Here is a 26,593-nt window from a genome sequence, read left to right as displayed (position 1 = left end):
CGCGCGGGCGTCGGCGGCGGCGCCACGCGCGGCCGACAGCGCAGCGTCGGCCGGCAGCACCTGCTGTGCGCGCCGGGCATCGTCGAGACGCAGGCGCAGCGCATCGATTTCCGCCCGCCCCGCCGCCAGCAAGCCAAGCGCCGAGGCCGCGGCCTCCGCCTCGGCGAATCGGGCCGCCGCCGCCTGTCCTTGTTGCAGCGCCGTGCGGGCAGCGGCGTCCGCCTCGCGCGCGGCCTTTTCGTCCGCTTCCAACGCCGCCAGCGCGGCACCCAGAGCGTCCACACGGGCGGACAAGGTCTCCGCCGATTCCGCCCCCGCCTGCTGCAACAAGGTGTCGCGCCGCAGGCGGGCCTGTTCGCCACGCTCGCGCAGGCCTGCGGCTTCGGCTTTCAGCGCGTCCTGCAGGCGCTTGTAGGCAGCCGTGCCAAACAGGGTTTCGAGGATTTTCTCGCGCTCGGCCGAACTCGCCGCCAGCAGCTTGCGGAACTGGCCCTGCGGCAGCAGCACGACCTGGCGGAACTGGTCGGCCTTGAAGCCGAGCAGGGACTCGACCTGCTGCGTGACTTCGGTGGTGCGCTGCGCCAGCGGCTGCCAGGTCCGGCCATCGGCATCGAGGCGGAACAGTTCCGCCTTGGCCGGCGCATTGACCACCCCGCCGCCGCGCTGCGCCGTGCGCGTCTGCTCGGGCATGCGGCGCACCCGGTAGCACTGCCCGCCCAGCGCGAAGTCGAGCCCGACCTCGGTCTGCAGCGCGGCCTCGGCATGGTGGCTGCGCATTTCGCGTGCGCTGCGCTCGCCGCCGGAGGTGTCGCCGTACAGCGCATAGGTGATGCCGTCAAGGATGGAGGTCTTGCCCGCGCCGGTGGGGCCGGAGATGAGGAACAGCGCCCCCGGCGGCAGGCGGGTGAAGTCCACCGTCTCGCGCCCGGCGAAGGGGCCGAAAGCCTGCAGGACGAGCTTGAGCGGCTTCATGCGTGGCGTTCCTCGCGCTCCAGCCGCGCGACGATGCGTTCGAGCGCCGCCGCGCCGTCGCCGTCGAGTGGCAGGCCGGTGGCCTCCTGGTGGAAGCTGGCGAACAGATCCTGCACGCGGATGCGGCGATGGTCCGCCGCCGCGCGGCCGGCGCCGCCGCCGGCCATCTCCGGGCGCTCGATGGCGAGCGCGTTGGGATAGGCGCCGCGCAGCTTGCCCATGGCGTCGAGCAGGGCGCCGGTGTCGGTGAGGCGGGCGAGGATGTAGTCGTCCCGCCCCGGGTCGGCCGCTGCCGCGGCGAGGATGGCGTCGAGCGGGCCTTCGACGATGCGCAGGTCACGGCGCGGCGACAACGCGATGCGTTCGACCGAGCAGGCGCCGGCCGCATCGAGTTCGACGAGATTCACCGACTTGACGTGGTCCGCCTCGGAGAACGAGTACTTCAGCAACGAGCCCGAATACTGGATGCGCGCTTCGCCCACCTGCTGCGGACGATGCAGATGGCCGAGCGCGACGTAGTCGAAGCCGTCGAACAGCGCCGCACCCACCGCACCGCTGGCGCCGACCGACAGCGGGCGCTCGGATTCGCTCTCGCTGCCGCCGAGCACGAAGGCGTGCGCGACGACGACGCTGCGCGCACCCGCGGGCTGCATCGCGCGCGCGGCGTGCAATTGCGCGCCCAGCGCGGCGTGGTGGGAGTCGATCGCGGAGACGCCCGCCGTCTCATCCGCACCGCGCATCACGGCGCGAACGACGGCGGGCTCGGCGTAGGGCAGCGCATGGATCGCCACTGCGCCATGGGCGTCGTGCAGCACCAGTGGCTGCGGATGCGCCTCGGCCAGCCCGCGCACGGTCAGGCCCGCGCCGTCGAGCAGGCTGGCGCCGAAGGCGAGGCGGTCGGGGCCGTCGTGGTTGCCGGCGATCATCACCACGGGGATGCGCAGCCCCCGCACCAGTTCGGTCAGCACCAGATCGAGCAGGCGCACGGCCTCGGCCGGCGGTACCGAGCGGTCGTGGATGTCGCCGGCGAGCAGGATGGCGTCGGGCCGCGCATCGGCCGCGAGGCGGACGAACTCCCCCAGGATGTGGGCCTGGTCTTCGAGCAAGGAGACGCCGTGATGGACGCGGCCGAGATGCCAGTCGGCGGAATGGAGAAAACGCATGTAAGCCTGGAATGTGCGGATGGAGGCTGGACGAAAATGCGGATGGCAAGGAAGGAACGGCTGACGGAATCGTCCTACAGCGCAATCCGCACTGTCGGACAGCGCCCGGATGCCGCCGAGGATACATTCGAATCGCGTCCCGCAGGCGGGGAACGGACCCCGCCGCCAATACCCGCAAACATGGAGGAGTCATCATGAGACATACCGCCGCCACCCTCGCCCTGTCCGGCCTGCTCGCCTTCACCGCCGTGGGCTGCGCCGTCACCCGCGACCAGTCCACCGTCGGCGAGTACGTCGACGACGCCACCGTCACCACCCGCGTGAAGGCCAAGTTCGCCGAAGACCCCGCCGTCAGCGCGATGTCGATCAGCGTCGAGACGCTGAAGGGCACCGTGCAGCTTTCGGGCTTCGCCAAGAATACCGCCGAGCGCAACCGCGCCGCCGAGATCGCGCGCACCACGCCGGGCGTGAAGGCCGTCAAGAACGACATCGCCGTCCGCCCCTGAGCCGGCGTCCCGCAGCCGCGAGGGAGGGGGAGCGATCCGCGCCTTCCTCCTTCACCCTGTTCCCGCGCTGGCCGCGCCCCCTGGCGCGCGGCCAGCGCGGAAGCATAGGGGTATCGCCCTCTGTTCGGCGCGGCCGGCCTCCGCTATAAGGACACGACCACGCCCCGCCCCCACTGTCGAGACGCGCCTTGCCACGCCCGCTATCCACCCTGCCACGCGCCTCCACCCTGCTGTTGCTGGTGGTACTGGCGCTCGGCTTCGTGCTGGGCGTGGTCTGGCTGCTGACCGCGCAGCGCCATGCCGAGACCAGCCGCGAGGCCTTGCAGCAGTTGCAGGCACAGTCCAGCCGCGTCACCCATCTCGACACCTTGCTGGTCCGCCTGCTCGATGCCGAATCCGGCGTGCGCGGCTTCATCCTGACCGGCAATCCGGCTTACCTGGCGCCATACCAGGACGGCAGCGCCGACATCGAGCGCACCATCTCGGCGCTGAAGGCCGAAGACTGGCCGGATGCTGCCCAGCGCGACGCCGTCGGGCAACTGGCCACGCGGGTAGAAGCCCGCTGGGCTTCGCTGGCGCAGGCCATCGAGCACAGCATCGCGCCCGAGGCCGACGGCGGCAGGGATGGCGACGGCAGGCAGATCACCGACGACATCCGCAGCCTCATCGAGGATCTGCGGGCACGGACGATGGAGCAGATACACGCCACCATCGTGGCCTCGTTCGACCACCTTGGCGATGCGCGCAGGACCAACACTGTGCTCGGCATGGGCGTGCTGGTGCTGCTGGCGACGATCATCGTGCTGCTGTACCGGCAGGACCGCCTGAGCGACCGCCTTGCCGCGCTGCTCCGGTCCGAGAACGAGCGCCTGCAATCGGTGGTGGAAGCGCGCACCGCAGAGCTGAGCAGCCTGGCGAGCTATCTGACCAACACGCGCGAGGCCGAGCAGGAACGCATCGCGCGCGAACTCCATGACGAACTTGGTTCCCTGCTGACCGCCGCCAAACTGGATGCGGGCTGGATCGCGCGCAAGCTGCCGGCCGAGGCCGTCGCGCCGCTGCGCGAACGCTTCGACCGCCTGCTCGACACGCTGAGCCAGATCATCTCGATCAAGCGCCGCGTGGTGGCCGATCTGCGCCCGCCGCTGCTGTCCGACCTGGGCCTGGCCGAAGCCCTGCGCTCGCTGGCACAGTCGGGGGTGGTGGGAGAGGACGAGGGGCGGATCGAGCTCGAACTGCCGGACACGCTGCCCGAACTGCCGGCCACGGTATCGCTGGCGCTGTACCGGATCGCGCAGGAGGCGCTCACCAACGTGCGGCGCCATGCCAGGGCCACGCACGTCCGCCTGAGCCTGGCATCGGACCAGGGCCGGATCGTGCTGCGGGTGGAAGACAATGGCGACGGCTTCGACCCATCGGCCCGGCGGCATCAGCGCCATGGCCTGACCGGCATCGCGCACCGCGTGCAGATGCTGGCGGGCAAGCTCGACATCGACAGCCGCCCCGGACACGGCACGCGCATCGTGGCCAGCATTCCGATCACCGCATGACGCCAATGCTCCGGGCTTCGTTCAGTGGCGCGACGCGGCGGCCTGGATGAATTCGAGCAGTTCGTCCATCTGGAAGGACTTGTCGAAGAAATGCTCGACCCCGAGCACGCCGCAACGGGTCCGCAACGTACTGTGGCCATGGTTGGAGAAAACCACGGCGCGCGGCCTGCCGTAGCGCTCGGGCTCGGCCTGGAGGCGGCTCAGGACGCCCAGGCCGCTGCCCTGGCGCAGTTCGAGATCGACGATGGCGATGTCGGCCCAGTGCTGTTCGAGCTCCGCCAGCGCCCCTTGCTCGTCGTCGGCATCGGCAACGACCTCGACGCCATCGAGCTCTCCCAGCATGTCGCGCAGCATCGCGCACAGGATCGGAGAATCCTCGATCAGCACGACACGAAGGGGACGGGAGGCGGAAGCGGCCATATGTCGCACCTTGTCATTCGATGAGGAGCCCGTGGCGCAGCGCGTAGGCGGCCAGTTCGGCGTTGCTGGACACCTGGAGCTTTTCAAGCAGGCGCGAACGGTAGGTGCTGACCGTCTTGACGCTGAGATTGAGCACCCCGGCGATGTCGGACACGGATTCGCCGCGGGCAAGGCGCAGGAACACCTGCAGCTCGCGGTCGGACAGTTTTTCGTGCGGCGCGCCGGCACCGCCGCCGGTCAGCTCCTGCGCCAACAGTTCGGCCGTGCGCGGCGACAGGTAGCGCCGCCCCTGGGCGACGGCATGGATCGCGTTGATGAGGTCCTCGCGCGAACAATCCTTGCACAGGTAGCCGTCGGCGCCGTTGCGGATCATCGCGAGCGCATAGCGATCCTCGGGGAACCCGGACAACACCAGGATGCGCAGCTTTTCGTAGCGCTGGCGCGCGGCGCGCAGCACATCGACGCCGCTTTGCCCCGGCAGCGACAGGTCGAGCAGCAGCACGTCCACTTCGTGCTCACGCAGGCCCTGCAGCGCCTCCTCGCCGGAGGCCGCCTCGAACGGGAAGGTGAAGCCCAGCTCTTCGGCGAGCATCTCGCGAAAGCCCGCGCGCACGATCTGGTGGTCATCGACGATGGCGATACGCAACATTTCCGGCAGTCCGATTCATGGTCGAGGGGTCGAAGAATAGCCGATGCGCCGGACGCCCATGCGGGCGCCGGCGCCTGGCGGACGCTGCGCGGCGGCCGGGGCCGGGCGCGGGAGGGGTGCGGGCATCATCGGCCCTTGACGAGGTTGATGAGAAAACTGGCAATCGCCATCACCAGGAACACGACGAACAGTATCTTGGCGATGCCCGCCGCGCCGGCGGCGATGCCGCTGAAGCCGAACAGGGCCGCGATCAGGGCGATGACGAAGAAAATGACAGCATAGTGGAGCATGATCTTCTCCTCGGTCGGGAAAGGCGCCGGACGCCGGCCCGGGGGCGGCGGTCCGGCAAGGGGCAGCGGCCTTCAGAGACGGCCTTCCCAGTCCTTCACCTGCTTTTCGGCCTCGTCGCGGCTGATTCCGTAGCGTTCCTGGATGCGTCCGGCGAGCTCGGTGCCGCGGCCTTCGATGACGTCGAAATCGTCGTCCGTGAGCTTGCCCCATTGCTGCTGGATCTTGCCCTTGAGTTGCTTCCAGTTGCCTTCGATGATGTCCTTGTTCATGGCTGTTCTCCTTGGGTTGGGGGTGCAGCGTCATGCTGTGGATGTGTTTGCCGCTGTGTCCGGTCCACGCCTCCACTTTAGGCAAGCCGCCCCCCGCGCCCCATCAGCCCGATCCGAAACCCGCGTCGGACGATTCCGACAGCCGGCCTCCCGCCCGGCCCGCCTGTGCGCGGAAGCCACGCATGTCACAGCATGCCCGGATGGAGCGTGGCAATATCATCCTTTTGGCCCCAAGTCACCAGAATGAAAAGAAAAATCAACTCCGCAGAGGCCAGCGAGACCGTACAGGCCGACTGGATCTCCCTGTTCGATCAGACCCCGCCCGCGGCACGGGCGGCGGTGCGCGACCTCATCGAAAAACAGCGGCACGTGCTGGCCGATGCGTTCTACGAAAGGATGATGCAGGACACCGAGGCGCGCAGCTTTCTCGACAACGGCATCGTGCACGACCGCCTGCACGCGTCGATGCAGCGCTGGCTCAGTACGCTGTTCTCGTGCGAGACCCAGGAGCAGTTCGTGACCGCGATGGCGATGCAGCGCCACGTGGGGGAAGTTCATTCGCGCGTGGACGTGCCGGTCAATATCGTCGCACGCGGCGCACGCACGCTGAAGAACCAGATCGGCCTCCACCTGGCGCACGGCACGCTGGACCGCAACGGGCTCGTCGAGGCGGTCATGTACGTGGACAGCCTGATCGACCTCGCTTTCGAGGTGATGAGTTCGGCCTTCGTCGCCTCGCACGAACGCACCGCGCGCATCGACGAGGCCTATCGTTCGTTTTCGTCCGGACAGAACATGTCGCTCGAGCGCGAACGCCAGCGTTCCGCGCTGCTCGACTGGGAAAACCGCTACCTGCAGGCGGTCATGACCGCCCTGCCGGGTGACGACCTGCCGCGCATCAACGGCTCCTCGTTCGGGCTGTGGATGCAGCACAAGGCGCCCGCCGTCTTCCGCGGCCCTTCCGAACTGCACGCCGTGCGCGCGCTGATGCGCTCGATCGACGACACGCTGCTGCCGCTCTGTGCGCAGCAACTCGGCAACAACCCGGGCGAGGTCCGCCACCTGCTCAAGCAGGTTCAATCCAAAGTGAGCGAGCTCAAGTTCCTTACCGAAAGCATGTTCGAGCGGCTGATCGATCTCGAATCGGGCAAGGACGCGCTGACCCAGTTGCTGAACCGCCGCTTCCTGCCGGCCATCCTGGCCCGCGAGTCGGAAATCGCCCGCACCGAGGGCAAGCCGTTCGCGCTGCTGCTGATCGACGTGGACCACTTCAAGCACATCAACGACGAATACGGCCACCAGGCCGGGGACCGCGTGCTGCAGCAGGTTGCGATGATTCTGCAGAACAGCGTGCGCGCGGGCGACTTCGTCTTCCGCTACGGGGGCGAGGAATTCCTCGTCGTCCTGGTGGAGATGAGCCACGCCCACGCCATGCGGGTCGCCGAGAAGATCCGCACGCGCATCGCCGACGAGCGGCTGCTGATCTCCAACGGTGGGCAGCTCGACATCACGGTCAGCATCGGCGTGGCGATGCATGACGGCCACCCGGACTACCAGCGCCTTGTCAACCGCGCCGACAACGCCATGTACCGCGCCAAGCAGGGCGGCCGCAACCGCTGCGAGCACGACTTGGGATTCTGTACCGTGCCCGCGTAGCGAGGCAACGATTCAAGCCGCCTGCGCTATAATGCAAGGCTTTGTTTTATCTGAAAAACAGGATTTTCCGTGCTCGTCGCAGCCAACATCACCATGCAGTTCGGGGCCAAGCCCCTGTTCGAGAACGTTTCCGTCAAGTTCGGCGACGGCAACCGCTACGGCCTGATCGGCGCCAACGGCGCCGGCAAGTCGACCTTCATGAAGATCCTGTGCGGGATTCTCGAACCCTCCGCCGGCAACGTCTCCAAGGACGTGCACGAACGCATGGCCTACCTGCGCCAGGACCAGTTCGCGTATGAAGACATGCGCGTGCTCGACGTGGTGATGATGGGCCACGAGGAGTTGTGGGCCGCGATCCAGGAGCGCGACGCGATCTACGCCAACCCGGACGCCACCGAAGACGACTACATGCACGCCGCCGAGCTGGAAGGCAAGGTCGGCGAATACGACGGCTACACTGCCGAGTCGCGCGCCGGCGAGCTGCTGCTGGGCGTGGGCATCCCCACCGAACTCCACAATGGCCCGATGAGCGAAGTGGCGCCGGGCTGGAAGCTGCGCGTGCTGCTGACTCAGGCGCTGTTCGCCAACCCCGAAATCCTGCTGCTGGACGAGCCGACCAACAACCTCGACATCAACACCATCCGCTGGCTGGAAGACGTGCTCAACAACCGTGACTGCACGATGGTCATCATCTCGCACGACCGCCACTTCCTGAACCAGGTCTGCACCCACATGGCCGACCTGGACTACGGCACGATCACCATCTACCCCGGCAACTACGACGACTACATGGAAGCGTCGACGATGGCGCGCGAACGCCAGTCCGCCGCCAACGCCCGCGCCAAGGACAAGATCCAGGACCTGCAGGCCTTCGTGCGCCGCTTCTCGGCCAACAAGTCCAAGGCCAAGCAGGCCACCAGCCGCCTGAAGCTGATCGACAAGCTCAAGCCCGAGGACGTCAAGCCGTCCAGCCGCCAGTACCCGTGGATCCGCTTCGACTACGACGACAAGGACAAGCTGCACCGCCTGGCCTGCGAAGTGGACAGCATCAGCTTCGCCTACGAGGGCATGGAAAAGCCGCTCATCAACAAGTTCTCCATCGCCATCGAAGCCGGCGAGAAAGTCGCCATCATCGGCGAGAACGGCGTCGGCAAGACCACGCTGCTGAAGCTGCTGGTGGACGAACTGAAGCCGCAGAAAGGCCAGATCAAGTGGGCCGAGAAGGCCAAGCCCGGCTACTACGCCCAGGACCACTCGGCCGACTTCGCCGAGGACGTCAGCCTCACCGACTGGATCGCGCCCTACTCCCGCATCACCGCCGCCGCCACCGGCGAGGACAACGAAACCCTGCTGCGCGGCACGCTGGGCCGGCTGCTGTTCTCGGGCGACGAAGTCAGGAAGTCGGTGAAGGTGATCTCCGGCGGCGAGCAGGGCCGCATGCTGTTCGGCAAGCTGATGCTGTCGCGCCCCAACGTGCTGCTGATGGACGAACCGACCAACCACCTCGACATGGAATCGATCGAGTCGCTGAACACCGGCCTCGACAAGTTCAACGGCACCCTGGTCTTCGTCTCGCACGACCGCGAGTTCGTGTCCTCGCTCGCCACCCGCATCATCGAGATCAAGCTCGACGGCCAGATCATCGACTACCGCGGCACCTACGAGGAATACCTCTCCAGCCAGGGCCTGGAATAAGCCCGCCCAGGGTAAGCCCCCTGCCTGCTCCACGCCCCGAAGGCCCGCCGATGCGGGCCTTCGGCGTATCCAGGGGGCGCTTTCCGGCGATGCCGCAACCGGCAACCGCGCCCTGCCCGACGCGTGGCGCCCCGCCACCGGTGTAGGCCTTCGCCTACAGCAGGCCAGCATTGTCCGACACGCGCAAGCGGTATGCGCCTATGCACACGCCCGCCCCCGGCCCTTATCGTTTGCTCCAGGGACGACGGACATCGCAACGGCCCTGCCGACACCGAACCGCCGCGCCCGACTCCACCGCAACACGGACCATGAAAGGAGACCGCCATGCGCTCGATCCTGCTGTTCCTGCTCGGCGTACCCATCCCGATCATCATCCTGATCTGGCTGTTCACCTGACGCGCCGCACGATCGTGCAGCGACGGCGCCGCCCTCCGCGTTGCGCAAACCACCCAGACCCTGGAGGAAATCCCGCCATGAACAAGATGCTTGCCACCACCTTCGCCGCCACCCTCATCGGCCTTTCCGCGCCAGTCGCCCTTGCCGCCTCCGATGCGGCCAGCCCCGAAATGAGGCCCGCGGCCGGCGACGGCACGCAGCAGGAATCCGGATCGGTCGGACAGTACATCGACGACGCTGCCATCACCACCAAGGTCAAGGCCGCACTGACCACGGATGAGCTGACCCGGGCACGCTACATCGATGTCGAAACCACCCGGGGCGTGGTCACGCTGAGCGGCGAAGTCGGCTCCCGCGCCGAAGTCGAACGCGCATCGATGGTCACCGCCAGCATCGAAGGCGTGGCCTCGATCAACAACAAACTCACGGTCAGGCCCTGAACGCGGCGTGCCGGGGCACGCACTGCGCCGTGCGCAAGAATCCTGCAACACGGCGCGGCTACCCTGGCGTCATCGCCTTCCCCCGATCGCCCGCCATGCCCTCCGCCTCCGGCATCTACACCAAGACCGCCGCCGGCTTCGAAGAAATCACCCGCCGCGAGCGGCGCCTGCCGGCGCTGCAACGGCGCCTGCTCATCCTGGTGGATGGCGAGCGCGAGCGTAAGCAACTGGCGCGCCTGCTCGACGTCGCCGACATCGATCCGCTGCTCGCCGGCCTTGCCTCTGCCGGGCTCATCGCCCCGCGCGGCGCGGCGGCACCGGTGCGGGTGGCGGCGCAGGCCCTGTGCCCCGCCACACTGCACCGCGCACGCACCCTGATGCGCGAAAGCGCGGTGCGCCACCTCGGCGTTTTCGGCAACGCGCTGCAGCATGCGATCGACGATGCCGCCGACCGCAGCGCCCTGCTTTCGGTCAGCGCCCGCTGGCACATGGAAATGCGCGGCTCGCGCAAAGGGCGCAAGGAAGCCGACGCCCTGCTCCTCACCCTGCGCGAAATCCTCGGCGCGGCATGACTAAGCACATTGCCCCATCGATGCGCAATCGCGTAAATAGCCGCCGAACCCACCCCCGAACGCACGACCTGTAGCACAAGAGACCCAACTGCATACGCCTGCTCGTCATCAGTGCGCTCCCAGAATGGGCGCGCCTTGGCATGCTAGCCCCTCGGGATGCGATGCCATACCCGCCATCGGCTGGTCAGTCTGGCTCAGGCGTCCTCTCCCCGAATCTCTCGCTCCACGAAAACCCTGACATTTCGCCGCTGGATTGCCGATGCCCGACCCCACGCGGCGATGACACCAGCCAGTTCGTCGTCCTCACAATAGAAGTATGCAACCGGCACCCGCAATATGTGCGCCAGCTTGTTGGCCACATCATAGGGTGGCGCATGGACGCCGGTTTCGTAGCGGCTGATCCGCGCACTCGCCGTCCCCTCATCCAGCCCGATCGCCACCCCCAGCTTGTCCTGCGGAATTCCCGCCAACAGGCGTGCTTCCCGCATGCGGCGGCCAAAACAGGAGATCGGGGGCTTGAGACGCATCCTACGATACTCGTAGGATTTCCTTGCGACCTCTCTACGTAATACGTAGAATAAACATCAATCATACTGATAAGTACGGAGTCCGTTCTATGATACTCACTGCGCATCAGCAGCCTTCACCGCTTGGAGACAAGATAAGCCGCATCAAGAGCCTTGTTATTGCAGCCACAGCCGCTATAGCTCTTGCCAGTTGCGGAACCATGCCATCGACTTACAGCATAGATAATTCACGCACTTACAACCGAAGCTACGATGAGGTTTGGGAGAGGCTGGTTCAATTCTTCGCGTCCAGGAATATCCCAATCAAAAATATTGCAAAAGACAGCGGCGTAATTTACGCAGAATCAATGTCGTTCAATAACGATGCTGCAGATTGCGGCACTGGAGGTCTGTGGACTCCATTCGGACGCAAGGCTTCGTTCAATGTCTTCGTCACACGCTCCACGGATCGTCCGAGTGTAAGTGTCAATACAGAATTTCAAGAGATGCGGCGGTTTGACAGAAGAACAGAAACCGTTACTTGCAACTCTAAGGGAGTAATTGAGAACGCCGTTCTCGACGCTCTTAATTAGAAACGGCTAACAACTCCCCAAGGAGTGCGATTTATGCGAATGCCTTTAAAAAAACTGGTGAAGCGATTTTCACGCGTGAAGCACAACGTCAAGTTCGATCTGGAAAACCCCCTATGGCCCTACCCCTGATACCCATTTTGGCCGCTCTGACTGCTGGTGGCACTTTGGTGCCTCACGCAGCAGGGGGGATGATTGTTACTGGCGCAAGTGGATACATAGCAGGTACTTACCTGAGCACCGCAGCGATCACTGGACTCGTTGCTACGGCAACCGGCACTGCGGCAGGACTGGGTGCGACCGCAGTAGCCGTGCTTTCAGGTGCCGGCTCCAGCATTATTGGAAGTGCTGGCGTTGCAGGAACAGCAGTTGAAGCAACAGGGTTGAAAGCATTGCTGATGTCGATCGGTATCACTCCGAGCAGCGCTGTTATAGCGTTCCTGCTTCCTGCTGTGGGGTGCATTGCCGCTGGTGCGGGATTCTATTATTGGTGCCGATTCATGAGAAAACTGAAATCAGCGACGAGAGATCAAGAGATTTTGTTCACTGAAACGGAGGCCAGAATCGTTGAACGCCTGGTCAAGAAAATCGGCAAGACGGAACGCCCCGATGCTGATGTCCGAGCGTGATCTGGACTTGTGACGGATGTCACAAAGGAAAAAATTTCCTTTGGATTAAAATCGAAGCGGAGTTGATGGGCCAAGAAATTACTGAAAATATGCAGAGGTGAACTCGATGCTGGCTGATCTTGGCCTGAATGTCGCGCGCTCCATACCAGTCGACCAAGTAATTGGATTGGCGACAGGTAATTTGACGCTCCATGGCGGAGTCATACGCGATACAACTGGCCGCATCGTCTCTCATCTCGCCATGCCGGCCTCTGCCGGGTTGCTCAACGCAGTACCCGGTTTTGGCGTCATCGGCTCCATCGTAAACGGTATTCAGTTGCAAGCGCTATCGTCGAACGTGGCAGCAGTGAAGGCGGCAACCGAGCAGATTTTGAATTACTCGATGGCAGCGACGGCGCTGTCCGGCCTCGGGCTGGTCACATCCGTTACAGGCTTCACGTTTCTTGCCTCACGTCTGAGGCGCATCGATCAGAAGCTCAATGCAATCGAAAAGCAGACCAAGGCGATCAAGAGGTTCCTGCAGTCCTCGCAGCGGGCGAAACTTCAGGCGGCGATTGAGCATCTGCATCTGTCGCAGCGGGCGACGGATGAAGCCATGCGGCGTGATCTGCTGTTACAGAGCAAGCAGTCATTTACAACTCTTGCCTATCATTACCGATCTCAGTTCGACGAGATCGAAGACATTGTTGAACTGAATGCATCTGAAGATTGCTACATGCTTGCCTGCCTTGGCAGCGTAATGGCAACCAGTGACCTGGGCATGGGCGATGCAGCAAGGGACGAGATGGAAAAGCACCGTCAGGAATGGCGGGTTCTCGCACGTAGGCATTGCGGAAAATTGTTGCTCCAGGACGATCCCGTCCATCTCCTCGATATGCGTTATGTTCAATCCTTGCCGGCGGCCAATCTGATCAGGCTCCTCGATTTCGTCAACGGCACCCAGCGTGGTGTGCAATGGATCGATGAACTCAGGAAGACACTTGACAAAACAACGCTCGTTCGAAGCACATTTTCAGGGCGAGATTCCTCAGTGGTCGATTATGCCAACAAGCTTCTGGTGAAGGACGAAGTGCTTCAAGGCTTTTCTGCTCATATGGGTTTTCTGGCAGAGAAGAAAATTTCCATTTCGCATTTTTCAAGTAAAGTGGAGAAGCTTCGGGAGCTTGAAGGAGCAAAATTTTTATTGCTCAGCCACGCTTGAAAGGACTGGAGTCACCTAGAGCGCAATAACCGAATGGTATTGCTGGGTGTTGAACTTCAATCTAGAGCCAACCCCCTTTTAATTTCGAATACACATTACCCCCACACCTCGGCAAGCGCCGTCTCCACCGAAAACCGATGCGCTACCTGCGCCTGCAGCAGTTCGGCGGTGGCGAGCGCGTCGGTCAGCGCGTGATGGGCGCGGTAGCGCGGCAGCTTGTAACGGGCGCGGCTGGCGGCGAGACGGATCGACACCGGCTTCGTCTTCCTGCCGAACAGGCGGGCCAGAATGCCCGGCGGCGGGCGGTGCAGCCGGGCTTCGAGCTCCATGGTGTCGATGACCGGGAACTCGATGCCTTCGCCGAGGCGCGTCCGCAGCGCGGTATCCAGAAAGCCGCGCTCGATGTCGCGGCAGTGCACGACGACGACACGGCCCGCCAGCACTTCCAGCAGCTCGCCGAGAATCGCGTCCAGGTCGGGCGCGGCCTCGATCTGGCCATGTGTGATCGCATGGATCGCCACCGACTCCGGCTTCAGTTCCGCCGCCGGACGCACGACCCAGTAGCGCGAGGCGCTCGACCGGATACGGCCGAGTGCCATCGGCACGACGCCGATGCTGACGATTTCGTCGCGTGCGGGGTTTAGCCCGGTGGTTTCGATGTCGAGCGCCGCCATCGGCACGTCCTTCAAGGCCGTGGCGCCCGCCGCCGCGCCCTGCGCGTAGAACGCCCGCAGGCGCGGATCACGCGCCGTAGCCGCCAGCGCCGCGAAACGGCGCGGCCAGTCGGGACGCGCGGCCTTGCCGCGGCCCGGGCGCGGACGGCCCGGCGCCGTGCCTTTCAGATGGCTCAGGTGCAGCACCGCACCGCCCTCAGTTGGCCCGCCCGGGCTGGTAGCGGTACTTGAGGAATTTTTGCGCGCTGCCCAAGATCAGGAAGGCGTCGCGCAGGCTCTTGCGTTCGAATTCGGACAGCTTCTCGGGATCGATGCTGTTGTCCGGGTCGACTCCGGCGGCGAGGTCTTCGGCCTGGTGGCGTGCCCGCACCGCGGAAATGAATTCGAGCGCGTCGTACAGATCCTGGCCACGTCCCAGCGGCAGGATGGCGGCGTCGATGATCTCGCGCAGGCGCTCGAAGGAGTTGAGCGCCTGCGAGCCGATGGCCAGCGCATGCACGCGGATCAGATCGGCCAGCGGCGCGGTGCCGCGGCGCTTGATGTTGATCGCATGGCTGTGGCGGCCGTCGGACTCGACGACGAAGTCCTTGAAGAAGCCCAGCGGGGGAGTGCGCAGCAAGGCGTTGCGCGCCATGCAGGCGAGGAAGCGAGAATGGCCCCTGGCCTTGCGCGCGATCAGTTCCCGCAGGCGCTCGGCCCATTCGCTGCGGCCCCACACGCCGTCGAGGTCGAAGAAGATGGCGGCGTTGAGCAGCGAGCCGGGCGTCGGCCGCTCGATCCAGTCGCTGAAGCAGCGCTCCCACGCCTTCAAGGGTTGCCGCCATTGCCGGTTGGTCGCCATCACGCCGCCGGTGCAGTAGCTGTAGCCGCAGCGCGCCAACCCGTCACTGACGAAGGTGGCCAGGGCCTCGAAGTAGGCGTCGTGCCGCGCCGGGTCGAAGCGGTCGTCCAGCACCAGGGCGTTGTCCTGATCGGTGACGATCAACTGCTCCTGCCGCGCCATCGAGCCCAGCGCGAGAAAACAGTAGGGCACCGGCGGCGGGCCGAGTTCGGCTTCGGCCAGTTCCAGCAGGCGCTGCTTGAAGCTGCGCCCGATCGCCGCCATTGCGCTGCCCACCATGTGCGCGCTGGTTTCCTCGCCGACCATGCGGATGAAGCAGGCGCGCACGTCGGGTACCCGCGCGGCGAGCTCGTCCACCGTCTGGCAGCGGAAGATACCGCCGACCACGAACAGGCTGTTGCGCGATTCGTAGCGGATAATGTCCGACAGCGCGACGATGCCCAGCGGACGCTGGTGCTTCAGCACCGGCAGGTGATGCACGTTGTGGCGCAGCATCGCCAGCATGGCCTCGAACACCAGCCGGTTGTGCGCGACCGTGACCACACCCGGCGTCATGATCTCGGCCACCGGCGTGTCATGGTCCAGACCCGGCGCCAGCAGGCGGGTGCGCAGGTCGCGGTCGGTGAGGATGCCGGACAGCAAGGGCAGATCGGGCACGTCCGGGTTATCGTCGACGATCAGCAGCGAGGACACGCCCTCCTGCGTCATGCGCTGCGCCGCCTCGCGCGCGCTGGCGCCGCTGCCCAGCGTCACCGCGGCCCGCCCGACGAGGGTGTCGACCGTGGCCGACATCAGGTCGTTGGCGTCCTCGCGGCGCGACATCACCTGCCTCAGCCGGGTGCGATCCTCCACTTCGACGTGGTCGGCGAAAGCCTCGTTGCCGTCGAACAGTTCGAGGAACATCGGCTGCGGAATCAGGTAGAGCAGCGAATCTTCCAGCGCCCTGGCCGGAAAGCGCACGCGGCCATGGCGCAGCAAGCCGAATTCGCCGAAGTAGCCGCCCGCGGTCAGGCGGTTGTACAGCGTGCCGTTGCGGCGGAAGATTTCCACCGCGCCGCTGCGCACCACATGCCAGAACTCGGAAGCCTGGCCGAACTCGACGATCTGCTCGCCCGCCTTGTAGTAGCGCACGTCGATCGCGGCGGCCACGCGCTGCAGGGCGTCCTCGGGCAAGCCGTCGAAGGGCGGATGGGCGCGGAGGAAATCGAGGATTTCGAGCTGTTCGACCTGCATGGCTTCGATCCGTGAATGTCGGTCAGGGCAAACATACACCGCGCGCGCGGATGCAGCCGCGGGCATGTGCCCGCCAGGCCGTGCTCAGCGCGCGCGCGGCTCCGTCGCCAGGCCCTTGACGATGGCCAGGCTCGCCGCCAGCAGCACGATGGCGAAGGGCAGCCCGGTCGACACCGCCATCGCCTGCAGCGCCACCAGCCCGCCGCCCAGGACCAGCGCAACCGCCACCAGGCCTTCGAACACCGCCCAGAACACGCGCTGCGGCATCGGCGCGTCCATCTTGCCGCCGGCCGAGATCACGTCGATGACGAGCGAGCCCGAATCGGATGAGGTGACGAAGAACACCACCACCAGCACGATGGCGAGGAAGGAGGTGACCTGCGCCAGCGGCAGCGCGTCGAGCACCATGAACAGTTGCAGCGGCAGCTCGGCCTTGGCCGCGGCCTCGTAACCGTCGCGCACCACCTGGGTGATGGCGGTTTCGCCGAACACCGTCATCCACAGCGTGCAGGCGATCGAGGGCACGATCAGCACCGAGACGATGAACTCGCGCACCGTGCGCCCGCGCGACACGCGCGCGATGAACATGCCGACGAAGGGCGACCACGAGATCCACCACGCCCAGTAGAAGGCGGTCCAGCCCTGCAGGAAGTTGGCGTCGTCGCGGCCGACCGGATTGGACAGGGCCGGCAGGTACTGGAGATAGGCGCCGATGTTGGCGAAGAAGCCGCCGAGGATGTCCATCGTCGGCCCGACGGCGATCACGAACAGCAACAGCAGCAACGCCAGGATCATGTTGAGCTCCGACAGCAGCTTGACCCCCGCGTCCAGGCCGGACACCACCGAGCCCAGCGCAATCGCCGTGATGCCGATGACCAGCACCACCTGTGTGGTGGTGCCCAGCGGCACGCCGAACAGGAAGTTCAGGCCCGAACTCGCCTGCGCCGCACCGAAGCCGAGCGAAGTGGCCAGGCCGAACAGCGTCGCGAGCACGGCGAGGATGTCGACGACATGCCCCGGCCAGCCCCACACGCGCTCGCCGAGCAGTGGGTAGAACACCGAACGGATCGTCAGCGGCAGCCCCTTGTTGAACGAGAACAAGGCCAGCCCGAGCGCCAGCACGGCATAGATCGCCCACGGGTGCAGCGCCCAGTGAAAAATCGTCGCCGCCATGCCGAGCCGCGCCGCTGCCTGCGCATCGCCCGCCGCGGCGCCGAGCGGCGCCCAGTCGGTGCGAACGCCGTTTTCCGTCGCCACACCGCCGAGCGCGGTGCCGAAGTGCGACAGGGGCTCGGACACGCCGAAGAACATCAGCCCGATGCCCATGCCGGCCGCGAACAGCATCGAGAACCAGCCGAGATACGAATAGTCGGGCGTCGCCTCCGTCCCGCCCAGGCGTACCCGCCCCAGCGGCGACAGCGCCACCCCGAGGCAGACCAGCACGAAGATGTTTCCGGCGACGAGGAAAAAACCGTCCAGGCTCGAAGTCAGCCAGTTCTTGACGCCGCTGAACAGCGGCTCGACCTGGTTGTGGAAAGCGAGCGTCAACACCACGAAGACCACCACCAGCAGGCCGGATATGACGAACACGCGGTTGTGGATGTCGAGGCCGAACGGCCCGACGTTGACGATGATGTTGTCCTGGCCGACCTGGTAGTCGGTATCGATCGGGTTGACGGCCCCGTCGGGGATCATCGGATCCTTTGCTTCGGTCATCGGCACTCCTGAAAGGCTGTCCGGCCTGGGCCGGCAGCAGCCTCATAAACATTTGCACAAAAATATACTAACAGCCCCGCTGCGATGCACAAAACCGCATTTCCCAAGCGGATCGCCGGCTCGGCCCCACCGCCATCCCTATCGTCATATCCGCGGAGCGGGCTCGCAACCCGGCAGCATGGCCGGCCATAGCCCGCCCCCATCGGCTAGAATTGCCGGCTGTGGAGATTGAAGTGAAATGATCGGAATCTTTCTGCTGACTCACGGCACGCTCGGCGAATCACTGATCCAGTGCGCCTGCCATGTGCTGAACAAACGCCCGCCGCAGATCGTGCAGCTCGGCCTGTCGGCGCAGGACGACCCGCTCGACATCCTTCCGCAGGCACGCCAGATGCTGGGCTGGGCGGACAGCGGCCACGGCGTGCTGGTCATGACGGACATCTACGGCGCCACGCCGTGCAACGTCGCCGCCAAGCTCACCGAACCCGGACGGGTCGAAGCCGTCGCCGGCGTCAACCTGCCGATGCTGCTGCGCGTGCTCACCTACCGTGAACGCGACATGGACACCCTGCTCAAGCGCGCGGTGTCCGGCGGCTGCGACGGCGTGCTGCACATCGACGCAAACCAGGCGCCATAGAGCGCAAACGAGAACATTCGGGGGAGAACGACACCATGCCAAGAGCCGAAGCCGCAATCATCAACAAACTCGGCCTGCACGCACGCGCCTCGGCCAAGCTGACGCAGCTGGCGAGCAGCTATCCGTGCGAAGTCTGGCTCGAACGCAACGGCCGCCGCGTCAACGCCAAGAGCATCATGGGCGTCATGATGCTGGCCGCCGCCAAGGGCAGCACCATCACCATCGACACCAACGGCGACGACGCCGACAAGGCCCTGCAGGCCCTCCAGGAACTGGTCGCGGACAAGTTCGGCGAAGGAGAGTAAACATGACCTTCGCCCTGCACGGCCTGCCCGTCTCGCAAGGCATCGCGATCGGCCATGTCCACCTGATCTCGCATGCCCTGCTCGAGGTCAACCACTACCACGTCGCCCCCCGCCACCTGCCCGACGAACTCGGACGCCTCAACGACGCCATCGCCACGGTGCAGGGCGAACTGGTCGGCCTCAAGGCCGCCGCCACCTCCGGCCAGACGCACAGCGAGGTCGGCGCCTTCGTCGACCTGCAGTTGATGATGCTGGCCGACCCCCTGCTCATCGACTCCGCCCGCAGCCTGATCGAGACGCGCCGCTGCAATGCCGAATGGGCCCTGGTGCAGCAGATGGAGCAACTCGTCGAGCAGTTCCGCCAGATCGAGGACCCCTACCTGCGCGAACGCCAGGCCGACGTCGTGCAGGTCGTCGAGCGCCTGGTCAAGGTGCTGCTCGGCCACCCCGGCCATCTGCCGCCCAAGCGCCGCGACGGCCTCGGCACCATCGTCGTCGCCCACGACCTGTCGCCCGCCGACACCATCGGCTTTCGCGACCACAACATCTCCGGCTTCGTCACCGACGTCGGCGGCCCCACCAGCCATACCGCGATCGTCGCCCGCAGCCTCAAGATTCCGGCCGTGGTCGGCCTGCACCACGTACGCGACCTGCTGGAAGACGACGAACTCGTCATCGTCGACGGCACGCGCGGCGTCATCATCGTCGATCCCGACGAAACCATCGTCGAGGAATACCGCCTGCGCCGCAGCGAGCTGGAAATCGAGCGCTCCAAGCTCAACCGCCTGCGCGACACCCGCGCCACCACGCTCGACGGCGAAACCATCAACCTGCTCGCCAACATCGAGGGGCCGAAGGACCTGCCGGCGGTCAAGACCGCCAACGCCGACGGCATCGGCCTGTACCGCACCGAATTCCTCTTCATCGGCCGCGACACGCTGCCCGACGAAAACGAGCAGTACGAAGCCTACCGCAGCGTGCTCAAGGCCCTGCCGGCCAAGCCGATCACCATCCGGACCTTCGACGTCGGCTCGGACAAGGCGCTCAACGGCGCCCACGGCCGCGACGAGCCGAACCCCGCGCTGGGCCTGCGCGCGGTGCGCTACTCGCTGGCCGAGCCCAAGATGTTCCTAACGCAGCTGCGCGCCCTGCTGCGCGCCTCCGCGCACGGCAAGCTGCAGATCATGATCCCGATGCTGTCGCACGCACAGGAAATCGACCAGTGCCTGGCGCTCATCGACAAGGCCAAGGCCGAACTGCGCGCCGAGAAGGTCAAGTTCGACGAAGGTGTGCAGATCGGCGGCATGATCGAAGTCCCCGCCGCCGCCCTGTCGCTGGGCATGTTCATCCGCAGGCTCTCCTTCCTGTCCATCGGCACCAACGACCTCATCCAGTACACCCTTGCCGTCGACCGCTCGGACGAAGCCGTCGTCCACCTCTACGACCCGCTGCACCCGGCAGTGCTCAAGCTGATCAGCGGCACCATCGCGACGGGCGCGCGCTTCGGCGTGCCGGTATCGGTATGCGGTGAAATGGCGGGCGACCCGGAATACACCCTGCTGCTGCTCGGCATGGGCCTGCGCAACTTCTCGATGCACCCGGGCAACATCCTGGAGATCAAGCAGCAGGTGCTGCGCGCCGACCTCGGCGACCTCGCGCCCAAGGTGCAGCGCATCCTGAAAGCCGACGACCCCGTGCGCGTGCGCGAGGCGGTGGAACGGCTCGCCGTCTGAAACACGCCGGCTGGCATTGCATTGGCCGGCCGGTGGCCATAAAATAACGCGCTATTTCGCGCCGGCTGTTCTGCCGGCCGCCGACGCGGGCGTCGTATAGTGGCATTACCTGAGCTTCCCAAGCTCATGAGGAGGGTTCGATTCCCTTCGCCCGCTCCACTTCGACTCTCCAGGGAATTCCAAGAAAGTCCATGGAGCGCTGCAATCCCTTGTCACAGCTCGGCTTTTCTAGGATTTCCGACCCAGTGACATGCGGTGAGATCCACTGAAAGCCGCTCAATAGTGGCACAAGAAGTGGCCAAACGATGCTCGGCTTCCCACTCCGCGAGCGGCCACGTGAAAGGCCCCGAGTCATTGAATGGAGCCAAGCGCGACGCCCTGGCATACCAGGCCTCGAAAAACGGATTCCGCATGCTCATGGCGGGCGGCTCCACACCTCCCGATGTTGCCATCGAGACGCCTCGGCCCCGATAATTGAGATCAATTCCCATTCAAAAAGCCACCCTAGGCGCCTGGTGATCTCGTGAATTCACTCCACCGCAGTTCTCCATCTCCCATCGAACTGCTCTACAACGAACACCATGGTTGGCTGCACGGCTGGCTGCGCTGCCGGCTCGGATGTGCGGCAGAAGCTGCGGACCTGGCGCACGACACCTTCGTGCGCATGCTCGGCGGCAATGCGCAGCAGCGCTTCGACAGCATGGCCGAAGCACGGGCCTATCTGCGCGCCACGGCGCAGAACCTGTGCATCAACCTCTGGCGCCGGCAGGAAATCGAACGAGCCTGGCTCGACACTCTGGCGGTGACGCCACGAGATCACTACCCTTCCGCCGAGCGGCAGGTCATCGTGCTGCAGGCACTGGAAGAAATCAGCACCATGCTGCACGCCCTCTCGCCCAAGGCCGTCCGCGCCTTCACGCTGGCCGTGGTCTGCGACATGACCGACAACGAAGTCGGCGCCGAACTGGGCATTTCCGGCCGCATGGTGCGCAAGTACGTTGCCCAAGCCATGCTCGGCTGCCTCGCGTTGCGCGCGCGCCAGACGGCGGACGAATTGCGCCAGGAACACAGGCCTTGATTCGCCAATCCGCCCCGTGAATCACGCAAGCGCCAGCACCGCCATGCACGAACCCTCCCACGCCATGCTGCAGCAAGCAGCCGAATGGTATGCCCGCCTGCGCGACGGCAAGGCCAGCATCCAGGACCAAGCAGCCTGGCAGAAATGGCTGCAAGCGGCTGACGAGCACCAGGCCGCCTGGCGCCATGTCGAGGAGATCAGCCGCGGCTTCGAGCCCCTGCGCGACATGCCCGACCCGCGCCTGGCCGCAAACGAGCTCTGCGCCGCCAACGACCGCCGCCGCACCCTGGCCGGGGTCGCAACACTCGCCGGCAGCGGCCTGCTCGGCTGGCTGGGCTGGCGCGAAGCCCCGCTCCCCGCCAGCCTGATGGCCTGGACGGCGGACTATCGTACCGCCATCGGAGAACAGCGCGACATCACGCTCGCCGACGGAACCCGCCTCTGGCTCAACACCGCCACCGCCATCGACGTCCGCTTCACTCCCCGAGAACGCCGCGTCGCCCTGGTCGCCGGCGAAATCTTCATCGACACTGCCGAAGACGGGCTGCGCCCCTTCATGGCCGAAACCCCTCATGGACGCATGCGGGCTCTGGGCACCCGCTTCGACGTACGCTTGGAAGACGGCGAAACCCGCCTCGCGGTCTACGAAGGCACCGTCGAAATCCGCACCTCAGCCAACGGCGGTACCGAAATCATCCCCGCCGGGCAGCAAGTCCGTTTCACCACCAACCGCATCACCCCGCCCGAAACCACCGACATCGCCCGCGAAGCCTGGACGCGCGGCACCCTCGCCGCCGCCGACATCACGCTGCGCGAAGTCGTCCACGAATTGCGCCGTTACCGCCGCGGCCACCTCGGTGTCGCCGACGAAATCGCCGGCCTCAAAGTCTACGGCAACTTCCCCATCCACGACACCGACCGCGTGCTGCGCATGCTGGCCTCGGCGCTGCCGATCCGCATCGAACAGCCGCTGCCCTGGTGGACCAGCATCGAACCCGCACGTCATCCGGACGCGCACTGAGCCATCGGCCTGACGCGAACAAGGCCTGAATCTCGGTCGGAACGGATCGAGAATTTTCCGGAAACAAGTTCCGGGTTTTCCCCCCTCGCTGGTTTTACCGGATGAGAAGCGCCTATCGCCGCCCAGCCAGCCATCCACGGGAGTCAGCCACGCGGCGATGAAGGGCTTCGCCTCGTCGAAACCTACGAAGGAAACCCATCCATGTCGCACCGCTGCCCCCCCCCAGTAAGCCGTCAGGCTTCCGCTTCAAGCCTCCCCACTACCCGCCCGCTGGCGCTGGCCGTCCACCTACTCGTCTTCGGCGGCACCTTCGCCCTGGGCGGCTGGACGCCCGACACGCTGGCGCAAGGCGCAGCCGCATCGGCCGGCCGAAGCTACGACATCCCTGCCGGCCCCCTGGGCAACGCGCTCACCCGCTTCTCCCACGAAACCGGCATTTATCTGATCGGCGCCGGCAACGCCGCTGAAGGCAAGACCAGCCCTGGCCTGAAGGGTAGCCACAGCACCGAAGCCGGCCTCGCCGCACTGCTCGCCGGCACCGGTCTGGAGGCTTTCCTCCAGTCCGACGGGAGCTACGGGCTGCGGCCCGCGCCGGCGGACAAGCGCGGCGAAACCACGCTCACCCCAGTGACAGTGACCGACCGCGCCGACCTCGGCAACCTCACCGAAGGCACCGGCTCCTATACCACTGGCAACACCAATGCGGCAACGAGCATGAACCTCAAACTGCGCGAAACGCCGCAGTCGGTCACGGTGGTCACACGCCAGCAGATGGATGATCAGGCGCTCAATTCACTGGGTTCTGTTCTTGAGCAGACAACCGGCGTCCATACCGTAATGAGTGGCACGCCAATGGCTGGCGATCAGCCGCTCTATGCGCGCGGTTATGTCATCCGGAGTTTCCAAGTCGATGGTTTGACCACACCGGTCGAAGCATTCACCGCGAGCTCCAGTTATGGTTTGACATCGATGGACACCGCCCTCTATGACTCGGTGACTACTGTGCGCGGCGCTACCGGCCTGCTCTCCGGGGCGGGGGATCCCAGCGGTAGCGTCAGCCTGGCGCGGAAGCGCCCCACCAACATTTTTCAGGCATCCGCTTCCCAAAGCCTGGGGCGCTGGAGCCAGCGACGGACGGTGGGAGATGTGGGCGGACCGTTGAACTCAGCCGCCACCCTGCGCGGACGCTTGGTGGCTGCCTACGATGAAGGTGGTGCGCCAATCGATCGTTACCAAGGCTACAAGAGCGTCGCCTATGGCGTGCTTGAAGCTGATCTGAGCGATAGAACCTTGCTCACCCTGGCGCTGGAACATGGGCGTGAAACTGCAAATGGTGCCTCATCGGCTTACGGCTTCGATATTCTGTTTGGCGACGGCACGCCGACACCATTTTCGCATTCGGACAGCAGTATTGCGTCTTGGAGCACATGGCAGATCAAGCGCAGAACCTTCAGCGCCAAACTCGAACATCGTTTCAACGATGACTGGCAAGCGCAGTTGAGCATTAGCCATAACCAGCACGACAGCTATCGGGAACGCGGTGAGGCTTATGTGGGCAACGACCTGAATGCGGAAATGGATGCGGTGTACCACTTGGCGGGAGGCAGTAATCGAGTCAATGCACTGGTAGCCAAAATCGATGGGCGTTATGAATTGCTTGGGCGGCACCACGATCTGTCCGTCGGCCTCAATACGTCGAAATACGATTTCCAGGCAAAAGATTCTCAGGGCATGGGATTCCACTACATCGGGCAATCGGCCGCCAATTGGAACGGAAACTATGTCAAGCCGGATCTTTTCGATGCCGAATCGTTCTATTATCGGAATTTCACCGGAACCCGGACTGAAACCGAGCAAACAGGCCTGTATCTGGCGACTCGCGTGCGTCCAAGCGATGATCTTTCCTTCATCTTGGGAGGGCGCTGGAGCAACTGGAAAACTTTGACTCGGCGTTTGCCTTTGCACTCCAGTTACGCACCGGGCAATCCTGTTTCCGACGACCGCAAGGAGAATGGCGTTTTCACGCCCTATGTCGGCATCGTCTATGACTTGAACAAGAACCTGTCTACCTACGCCAGTTACACGGAGATTTTCAATCCGCAGTACAACAAGGACGTTGGCGGCAGCTTGCTCGACCCCGAGGAAGGAACCAACTACGAGTTGGGCCTGAAGGGTGAGTGGTTTGGCGGCCGGCTCAATGCCAGTACAGCAGTGTTCGAGGTGCGCAAAGACAATCTGGCCGTCTGGGACGATGGCAACCTCACGCCTGGCGGGGACTATGCCTACCGCGCCGAAGATGCGACCAAGGGCCGCGGTTGGGAACTGGAAGTAGCGGGGGAATTGGCTCAAGGCTGGCAGTTGCAGGCTGGCTACACCCGAATGCTGCTCAAAGACAGCAGGGGAAAGCAACTCAACACGATCGTTCCAGTCAGGCAGTTCAAGCTATTCACCAGCTATACCTCCGCTGGCCTGGCGGGTCTAACCGTTGGTGGTGGCGTGGTTTGGCAGAGCAAGATCTATACGCTTCGGAGCAATCCCGAGCAACAAGCGCTCTTTACCGTAAAAGCATATGCCGTAGCCGGCCTGATGGCGTCCTATGCTTTCGACGAACACCTCAGTTTGAATGTCAGGCTCGACAATGTGTTCGACAAGCGCTACCGGGTGCGGGCAAACGCACATGAATACGGTGCGCCACGGAATTTGATGGCAATGCTGAAATACCAATTTTGACCTGCTGACCACCACCTCGCCCCGGACTTTCCCCGCACGCGGAAGAAAGGCCGGGGACGCCTCTGGCCATACTTCCATATTTCCCCGGCCAGGCCACCAGCCCGCTCCTTCCGAGGCATCACATAGATGTCAAAACCGATCATGCCGATTAGTCTCCGGACGTGTCGGCAAACCGGGCGATCGCCTTGGCCTCGATGGTTCGCGCCATATCCACGAGGATGACCGGGGCTTGCCCGGGTTGGCTCAGGACGCCCGCCGGCGCCAGGCTGCGACCGAGAAGGGCGCCGGGCCTGCGCGGCAAGTTGAAACAGACTGTAAATTGATGTCCCTTTTTGGGCCGCTCAAACGACATACACTGTGAGAGCGCACGAAACGGAACCCCGGACGCCGCAGCGCCCGGGATGGACGCGGCAGGATGCATGCTGCCGGCCCGGCCGATCCGGCCCCCGACTTTCTTTTCCTTGGGACGAAACCTTCTATGACCCCTGCCTTGCGCGGATTCCTCTTTGCGGCAGCGACTTCGCTGCTCGCCCCCCTCGCCCAGGCCGACATCCTGTGGCTGCAGCGCGACAACGAGCACATCAAGGTACTGGCCGGCGAATTGAACGCGCCGACCGCGCTGCCGGCGCTACGCGATGCGCAGCCCGTATCCCCCAAAGACGGGCAGATGGCGCTCGAAACGGCATCCGACCATTACACCTTTGCCGCCAATGAAAGCGACAGCCGCTTCACCGCCCTGCGTGTCGGCGACGACGGCGTGCTGACCTACTTCCAGGCGCGCTACGGCCGCCAGGAGACCAAGGCGGTCAACGATCTCGAACTGGTGCCCACTCAAGCCGGTGGCAATACCTTCCAGCTCTATTTCAAGGGCCGCCCGGTCTCGGCCAGCCTGGTGAACGTGGATACCGCCAGCGGCTGGCACAAGTCGCTGAAGCCGGGCAAGGACGGCACGGTCACGCTCGACACGCCCATTTCCGGGCTTTACGTGCTGGAAGTCAGCGCCCGGGTCAATAACGGCAACGTGACCGTCGACGGCAAGAAGTACGAGGACGTGCGCTATACCGCCACCCTGAGTTTCGAGGTGACCGGCCACTGAACCGGCGGGCAGCGGCGGGTGCGG

Annotated in this window: 26 protein-coding genes and 1 tRNA gene; 17 read left to right on the top strand and 10 right to left on the bottom strand. The window is 64.9% G+C overall.

Going from position 1 to position 26,593, the window contains the following annotated elements; genetic code table 11:
* Together C666_RS13470 and C666_RS13465 are read right to left on the bottom strand one after the other, a co-directional pair.
* On the bottom strand, positions 1-972 hold a 972-nt coding region (locus tag C666_RS13470), incomplete at its 3' end, for an AAA family ATPase (protein ID WP_004340528.1).
* On the bottom strand, positions 969-2,135 hold the full coding sequence (locus tag C666_RS13465) for an exonuclease SbcCD subunit D (protein ID WP_004340526.1): 1,167 nt from the start codon (positions 2,133-2,135) through the stop codon (positions 969-971). The genes C666_RS13470 and C666_RS13465, both read right to left, overlap by 4 nt.
* Positions 2,136-2,329: 194 nt before the next feature.
* On the opposite strand from C666_RS13465, the gene C666_RS13460 reads away from it, so the two are divergent.
* Together C666_RS13460 and C666_RS13455 are read left to right on the top strand one after the other, a co-directional pair.
* On the top strand, positions 2,330-2,641 hold the full coding sequence (locus tag C666_RS13460; protein ID WP_004340524.1) for a BON domain-containing protein: 312 nt from the start codon (positions 2,330-2,332) through the stop codon (positions 2,639-2,641).
* A gap of 188 nt (positions 2,642-2,829) precedes the next feature.
* Positions 2,830-4,191, top strand: coding sequence for a CHASE3 domain-containing protein (locus C666_RS13455; RefSeq protein WP_004340522.1), 1,362 nt, complete (start codon positions 2,830-2,832; stop codon positions 4,189-4,191).
* 21 nt (positions 4,192-4,212) lie between these two features.
* Here C666_RS13455 and C666_RS13450 read toward each other — a convergent pair whose 3' ends face one another.
* From C666_RS13450 to C666_RS13435, 4 genes are all read right to left on the bottom strand, one after another.
* The gene (locus C666_RS13450) at positions 4,213-4,611 is read right to left on the bottom strand and encodes a response regulator (RefSeq protein WP_004340520.1); all 399 of its coding nucleotides are present in this window, start codon (positions 4,609-4,611) and stop codon (positions 4,213-4,215) included.
* A 13-nt stretch (positions 4,612-4,624) separates the two neighbouring features.
* On the bottom strand, positions 4,625-5,260 hold the full coding sequence (locus C666_RS13445) for a response regulator (protein WP_004340518.1): 636 nt from the start codon (positions 5,258-5,260) through the stop codon (positions 4,625-4,627).
* A gap of 125 nt (positions 5,261-5,385) precedes the next feature.
* Positions 5,386-5,550: a DUF1328 domain-containing protein gene (locus tag C666_RS19905; protein WP_004340516.1), complete on the bottom strand. Its 165-nt coding sequence runs from the start codon at positions 5,548-5,550 to the stop codon at positions 5,386-5,388.
* A 72-nt stretch (positions 5,551-5,622) separates the two neighbouring features.
* Positions 5,623-5,820, bottom strand: coding sequence for a CsbD family protein (locus tag C666_RS13435; protein ID WP_004340514.1), 198 nt, complete (start codon positions 5,818-5,820; stop codon positions 5,623-5,625).
* Positions 5,821-6,063: 243 nt separating this feature from the next.
* Between C666_RS13435 and C666_RS13430 the strand changes: the two genes are divergently transcribed.
* The 4 genes from C666_RS13430 (at position 6,064) to C666_RS19360 (ending at position 10,579) form a co-directional block, all read left to right on the top strand.
* A complete protein-coding gene (locus C666_RS13430; protein ID WP_004340511.1) occupies positions 6,064-7,476 on the top strand; it encodes a diguanylate cyclase in 1,413 nt (470 codons plus the stop codon).
* A gap of 69 nt (positions 7,477-7,545) precedes the next feature.
* A complete protein-coding gene (locus tag C666_RS13425; RefSeq protein WP_004340510.1) occupies positions 7,546-9,171 on the top strand; it encodes an ABC-F family ATPase in 1,626 nt (541 codons plus the stop codon).
* A 473-nt stretch (positions 9,172-9,644) separates the two neighbouring features.
* Positions 9,645-10,007, top strand: a complete 363-nt coding sequence (locus C666_RS20575; protein ID WP_004340509.1) for a BON domain-containing protein — start codon at positions 9,645-9,647, stop codon at positions 10,005-10,007.
* A 95-nt stretch (positions 10,008-10,102) separates the two neighbouring features.
* Positions 10,103-10,579 (top strand): hypothetical protein, encoded by a 477-nt coding sequence (locus C666_RS19360; protein ID WP_004340508.1) that lies wholly within the window; start codon positions 10,103-10,105, stop codon positions 10,577-10,579.
* A gap of 194 nt (positions 10,580-10,773) precedes the next feature.
* On the opposite strand, the gene C666_RS13410 is transcribed toward C666_RS19360, so the two are convergent.
* Positions 10,774-11,106: a helix-turn-helix domain-containing protein gene (locus tag C666_RS13410; protein WP_004340507.1), complete on the bottom strand. Its 333-nt coding sequence runs from the start codon at positions 11,104-11,106 to the stop codon at positions 10,774-10,776.
* A gap of 89 nt (positions 11,107-11,195) precedes the next feature.
* On the opposite strand from C666_RS13410, the gene C666_RS20570 reads away from it, so the two are divergent.
* The 3 genes from C666_RS20570 to C666_RS13405 all read left to right on the top strand — a co-directional run bounded on the left by C666_RS20570 (position 11,196) and on the right by C666_RS13405 (position 13,505).
* A complete protein-coding gene (locus C666_RS20570) occupies positions 11,196-11,678 on the top strand; it encodes a hypothetical protein (protein WP_154666133.1) in 483 nt (160 codons plus the stop codon).
* Between the two features lie 113 nt (positions 11,679-11,791).
* Entirely contained in the window at positions 11,792-12,304 is a 513-nt protein-coding gene (locus tag C666_RS20565; protein WP_154666132.1) for a hypothetical protein, read from the top strand.
* A gap of 106 nt (positions 12,305-12,410) precedes the next feature.
* Positions 12,411-13,505, top strand: coding sequence for a hypothetical protein (locus C666_RS13405; RefSeq protein ID WP_004340506.1), 1,095 nt, complete (start codon positions 12,411-12,413; stop codon positions 13,503-13,505).
* Positions 13,506-13,600: 95 nt separating this feature from the next.
* Here the strand turns inward: C666_RS13405 and C666_RS13400 are convergent, their stop codons facing one another.
* The 3 genes from C666_RS13400 to C666_RS13390 form a co-directional block, all read right to left on the bottom strand.
* The gene (locus tag C666_RS13400) at positions 13,601-14,365 is read right to left on the bottom strand and encodes a 3'-5' exonuclease (RefSeq protein WP_004340504.1); all 765 of its coding nucleotides are present in this window, start codon (positions 14,363-14,365) and stop codon (positions 13,601-13,603) included.
* 10 nt (positions 14,366-14,375) lie between these two features.
* Entirely contained in the window at positions 14,376-16,253 is a 1,878-nt protein-coding gene (locus tag C666_RS13395) for a DUF294 nucleotidyltransferase-like domain-containing protein (RefSeq protein WP_004340503.1), read from the bottom strand.
* Between the two features lie 84 nt (positions 16,254-16,337).
* Complete coding sequence (locus C666_RS13390; protein ID WP_004340502.1) at positions 16,338-17,969, bottom strand: BCCT family transporter; 1,632 nt, start codon at positions 17,967-17,969, stop codon at positions 16,338-16,340.
* A gap of 238 nt (positions 17,970-18,207) precedes the next feature.
* On the opposite strand from C666_RS13390, the gene C666_RS13385 reads away from it, so the two are divergent.
* The 8 genes from C666_RS13385 (at position 18,208) to C666_RS13345 (ending at position 26,569) form a co-directional block, all read left to right on the top strand.
* Positions 18,208-18,606, top strand: a complete 399-nt coding sequence (locus tag C666_RS13385; protein WP_004340501.1) for a PTS sugar transporter subunit IIA — start codon at positions 18,208-18,210, stop codon at positions 18,604-18,606.
* Positions 18,607-18,641: 35 nt separating this feature from the next.
* Complete coding sequence (locus C666_RS13380; RefSeq protein ID WP_004340500.1) at positions 18,642-18,911, top strand: HPr family phosphocarrier protein; 270 nt, start codon at positions 18,642-18,644, stop codon at positions 18,909-18,911.
* A 2-nt stretch (positions 18,912-18,913) separates the two neighbouring features.
* A complete protein-coding gene (gene ptsP, locus C666_RS13375) occupies positions 18,914-20,644 on the top strand; it encodes a phosphoenolpyruvate--protein phosphotransferase (protein WP_004340499.1) in 1,731 nt (576 codons plus the stop codon).
* An 85-nt stretch (positions 20,645-20,729) separates the two neighbouring features.
* Positions 20,730-20,803, top strand: a tRNA-Gly gene (locus tag C666_RS13370).
* 364 nt (positions 20,804-21,167) lie between these two features.
* Positions 21,168-21,722: a sigma-70 family RNA polymerase sigma factor gene (locus tag C666_RS13365; protein WP_004340498.1), complete on the top strand. Its 555-nt coding sequence runs from the start codon at positions 21,168-21,170 to the stop codon at positions 21,720-21,722.
* A gap of 16 nt (positions 21,723-21,738) precedes the next feature.
* Positions 21,739-22,743 carry a FecR domain-containing protein gene (locus tag C666_RS13360; RefSeq protein ID WP_245603892.1) on the top strand — a complete coding sequence of 335 codons (1,005 nt, stop codon included), beginning with the start codon at positions 21,739-21,741 and terminating at the stop codon, positions 22,741-22,743.
* A gap of 201 nt (positions 22,744-22,944) precedes the next feature.
* Positions 22,945-25,473 carry a TonB-dependent siderophore receptor gene (locus C666_RS13355; protein WP_004340496.1) on the top strand — a complete coding sequence of 843 codons (2,529 nt, stop codon included), beginning with the start codon at positions 22,945-22,947 and terminating at the stop codon, positions 25,471-25,473.
* A 478-nt stretch (positions 25,474-25,951) separates the two neighbouring features.
* Positions 25,952-26,569 carry a hypothetical protein gene (locus C666_RS13345; protein ID WP_004340494.1) on the top strand — a complete coding sequence of 206 codons (618 nt, stop codon included), beginning with the start codon at positions 25,952-25,954 and terminating at the stop codon, positions 26,567-26,569.
* Positions 26,570-26,593 lie beyond the last annotated feature (24 nt).

The organism is Thauera linaloolentis 47Lol = DSM 12138, from assembly GCF_000310205.1.
Lineage (GTDB): Bacteria > Pseudomonadota > Gammaproteobacteria > Burkholderiales > Rhodocyclaceae > Thauera > Thauera linaloolentis.
The sequence above is the reverse complement of the archived record's forward strand: the minus strand, read 5'-3'. Positions and strand labels throughout refer to the sequence as shown.

What these genes read in the sequence shown, in the direction of transcription:
- C666_RS13465 (WP_004340526.1), bottom strand. Translation starts at nt 2,135, where the DNA reads ATGCGTTTTCTCCATTCCGCCGACTGGCATCTCGGCCGCGTCCATCAC.
- C666_RS13460 (WP_004340524.1), top strand. Translation starts at nt 2,330, where the DNA reads ATGAGACATACCGCCGCCACCCTCGCCCTGTCCGGCCTGCTCGCCTTC.
- C666_RS13450 (WP_004340520.1), bottom strand. Translation starts at nt 4,611, where the DNA reads ATGGCCGCTTCCGCCTCCCGTCCCCTTCGTGTCGTGCTGATCGAGGAT.
- C666_RS13445 (WP_004340518.1), bottom strand. Translation starts at nt 5,260, where the DNA reads ATGTTGCGTATCGCCATCGTCGATGACCACCAGATCGTGCGCGCGGGC.
- C666_RS19905 (WP_004340516.1), bottom strand. Translation starts at nt 5,550, where the DNA reads ATGCTCCACTATGCTGTCATTTTCTTCGTCATCGCCCTGATCGCGGCC.
- C666_RS13435 (WP_004340514.1), bottom strand. Translation starts at nt 5,820, where the DNA reads ATGAACAAGGACATCATCGAAGGCAACTGGAAGCAACTCAAGGGCAAG.
- C666_RS13430 (WP_004340511.1), top strand. Translation starts at nt 6,064, where the DNA reads ATGAAAAGAAAAATCAACTCCGCAGAGGCCAGCGAGACCGTACAGGCC.
- C666_RS20575 (WP_004340509.1), top strand. Translation starts at nt 9,645, where the DNA reads ATGAACAAGATGCTTGCCACCACCTTCGCCGCCACCCTCATCGGCCTT.
- C666_RS19360 (WP_004340508.1), top strand. Translation starts at nt 10,103, where the DNA reads ATGCCCTCCGCCTCCGGCATCTACACCAAGACCGCCGCCGGCTTCGAA.
- C666_RS13410 (WP_004340507.1), bottom strand. Translation starts at nt 11,106, where the DNA reads ATGCGTCTCAAGCCCCCGATCTCCTGTTTTGGCCGCCGCATGCGGGAA.
- C666_RS20570 (WP_154666133.1), top strand. Translation starts at nt 11,196, where the DNA reads ATGATACTCACTGCGCATCAGCAGCCTTCACCGCTTGGAGACAAGATA.
- C666_RS20565 (WP_154666132.1), top strand. Translation starts at nt 11,792, where the DNA reads ATGGCCCTACCCCTGATACCCATTTTGGCCGCTCTGACTGCTGGTGGC.
- C666_RS13405 (WP_004340506.1), top strand. Translation starts at nt 12,411, where the DNA reads ATGCTGGCTGATCTTGGCCTGAATGTCGCGCGCTCCATACCAGTCGAC.
- C666_RS13395 (WP_004340503.1), bottom strand. Translation starts at nt 16,253, where the DNA reads ATGCAGGTCGAACAGCTCGAAATCCTCGATTTCCTCCGCGCCCATCCG.
- C666_RS13390 (WP_004340502.1), bottom strand. Translation starts at nt 17,969, where the DNA reads ATGACCGAAGCAAAGGATCCGATGATCCCCGACGGGGCCGTCAACCCG.
- C666_RS13385 (WP_004340501.1), top strand. Translation starts at nt 18,208, where the DNA reads ATGATCGGAATCTTTCTGCTGACTCACGGCACGCTCGGCGAATCACTG.
- C666_RS13380 (WP_004340500.1), top strand. Translation starts at nt 18,642, where the DNA reads ATGCCAAGAGCCGAAGCCGCAATCATCAACAAACTCGGCCTGCACGCA.
- ptsP (WP_004340499.1), top strand. Translation starts at nt 18,914, where the DNA reads ATGACCTTCGCCCTGCACGGCCTGCCCGTCTCGCAAGGCATCGCGATC.
- C666_RS13355 (WP_004340496.1), top strand. Translation starts at nt 22,945, where the DNA reads ATGTCGCACCGCTGCCCCCCCCCAGTAAGCCGTCAGGCTTCCGCTTCA.
- C666_RS13345 (WP_004340494.1), top strand. Translation starts at nt 25,952, where the DNA reads ATGACCCCTGCCTTGCGCGGATTCCTCTTTGCGGCAGCGACTTCGCTG.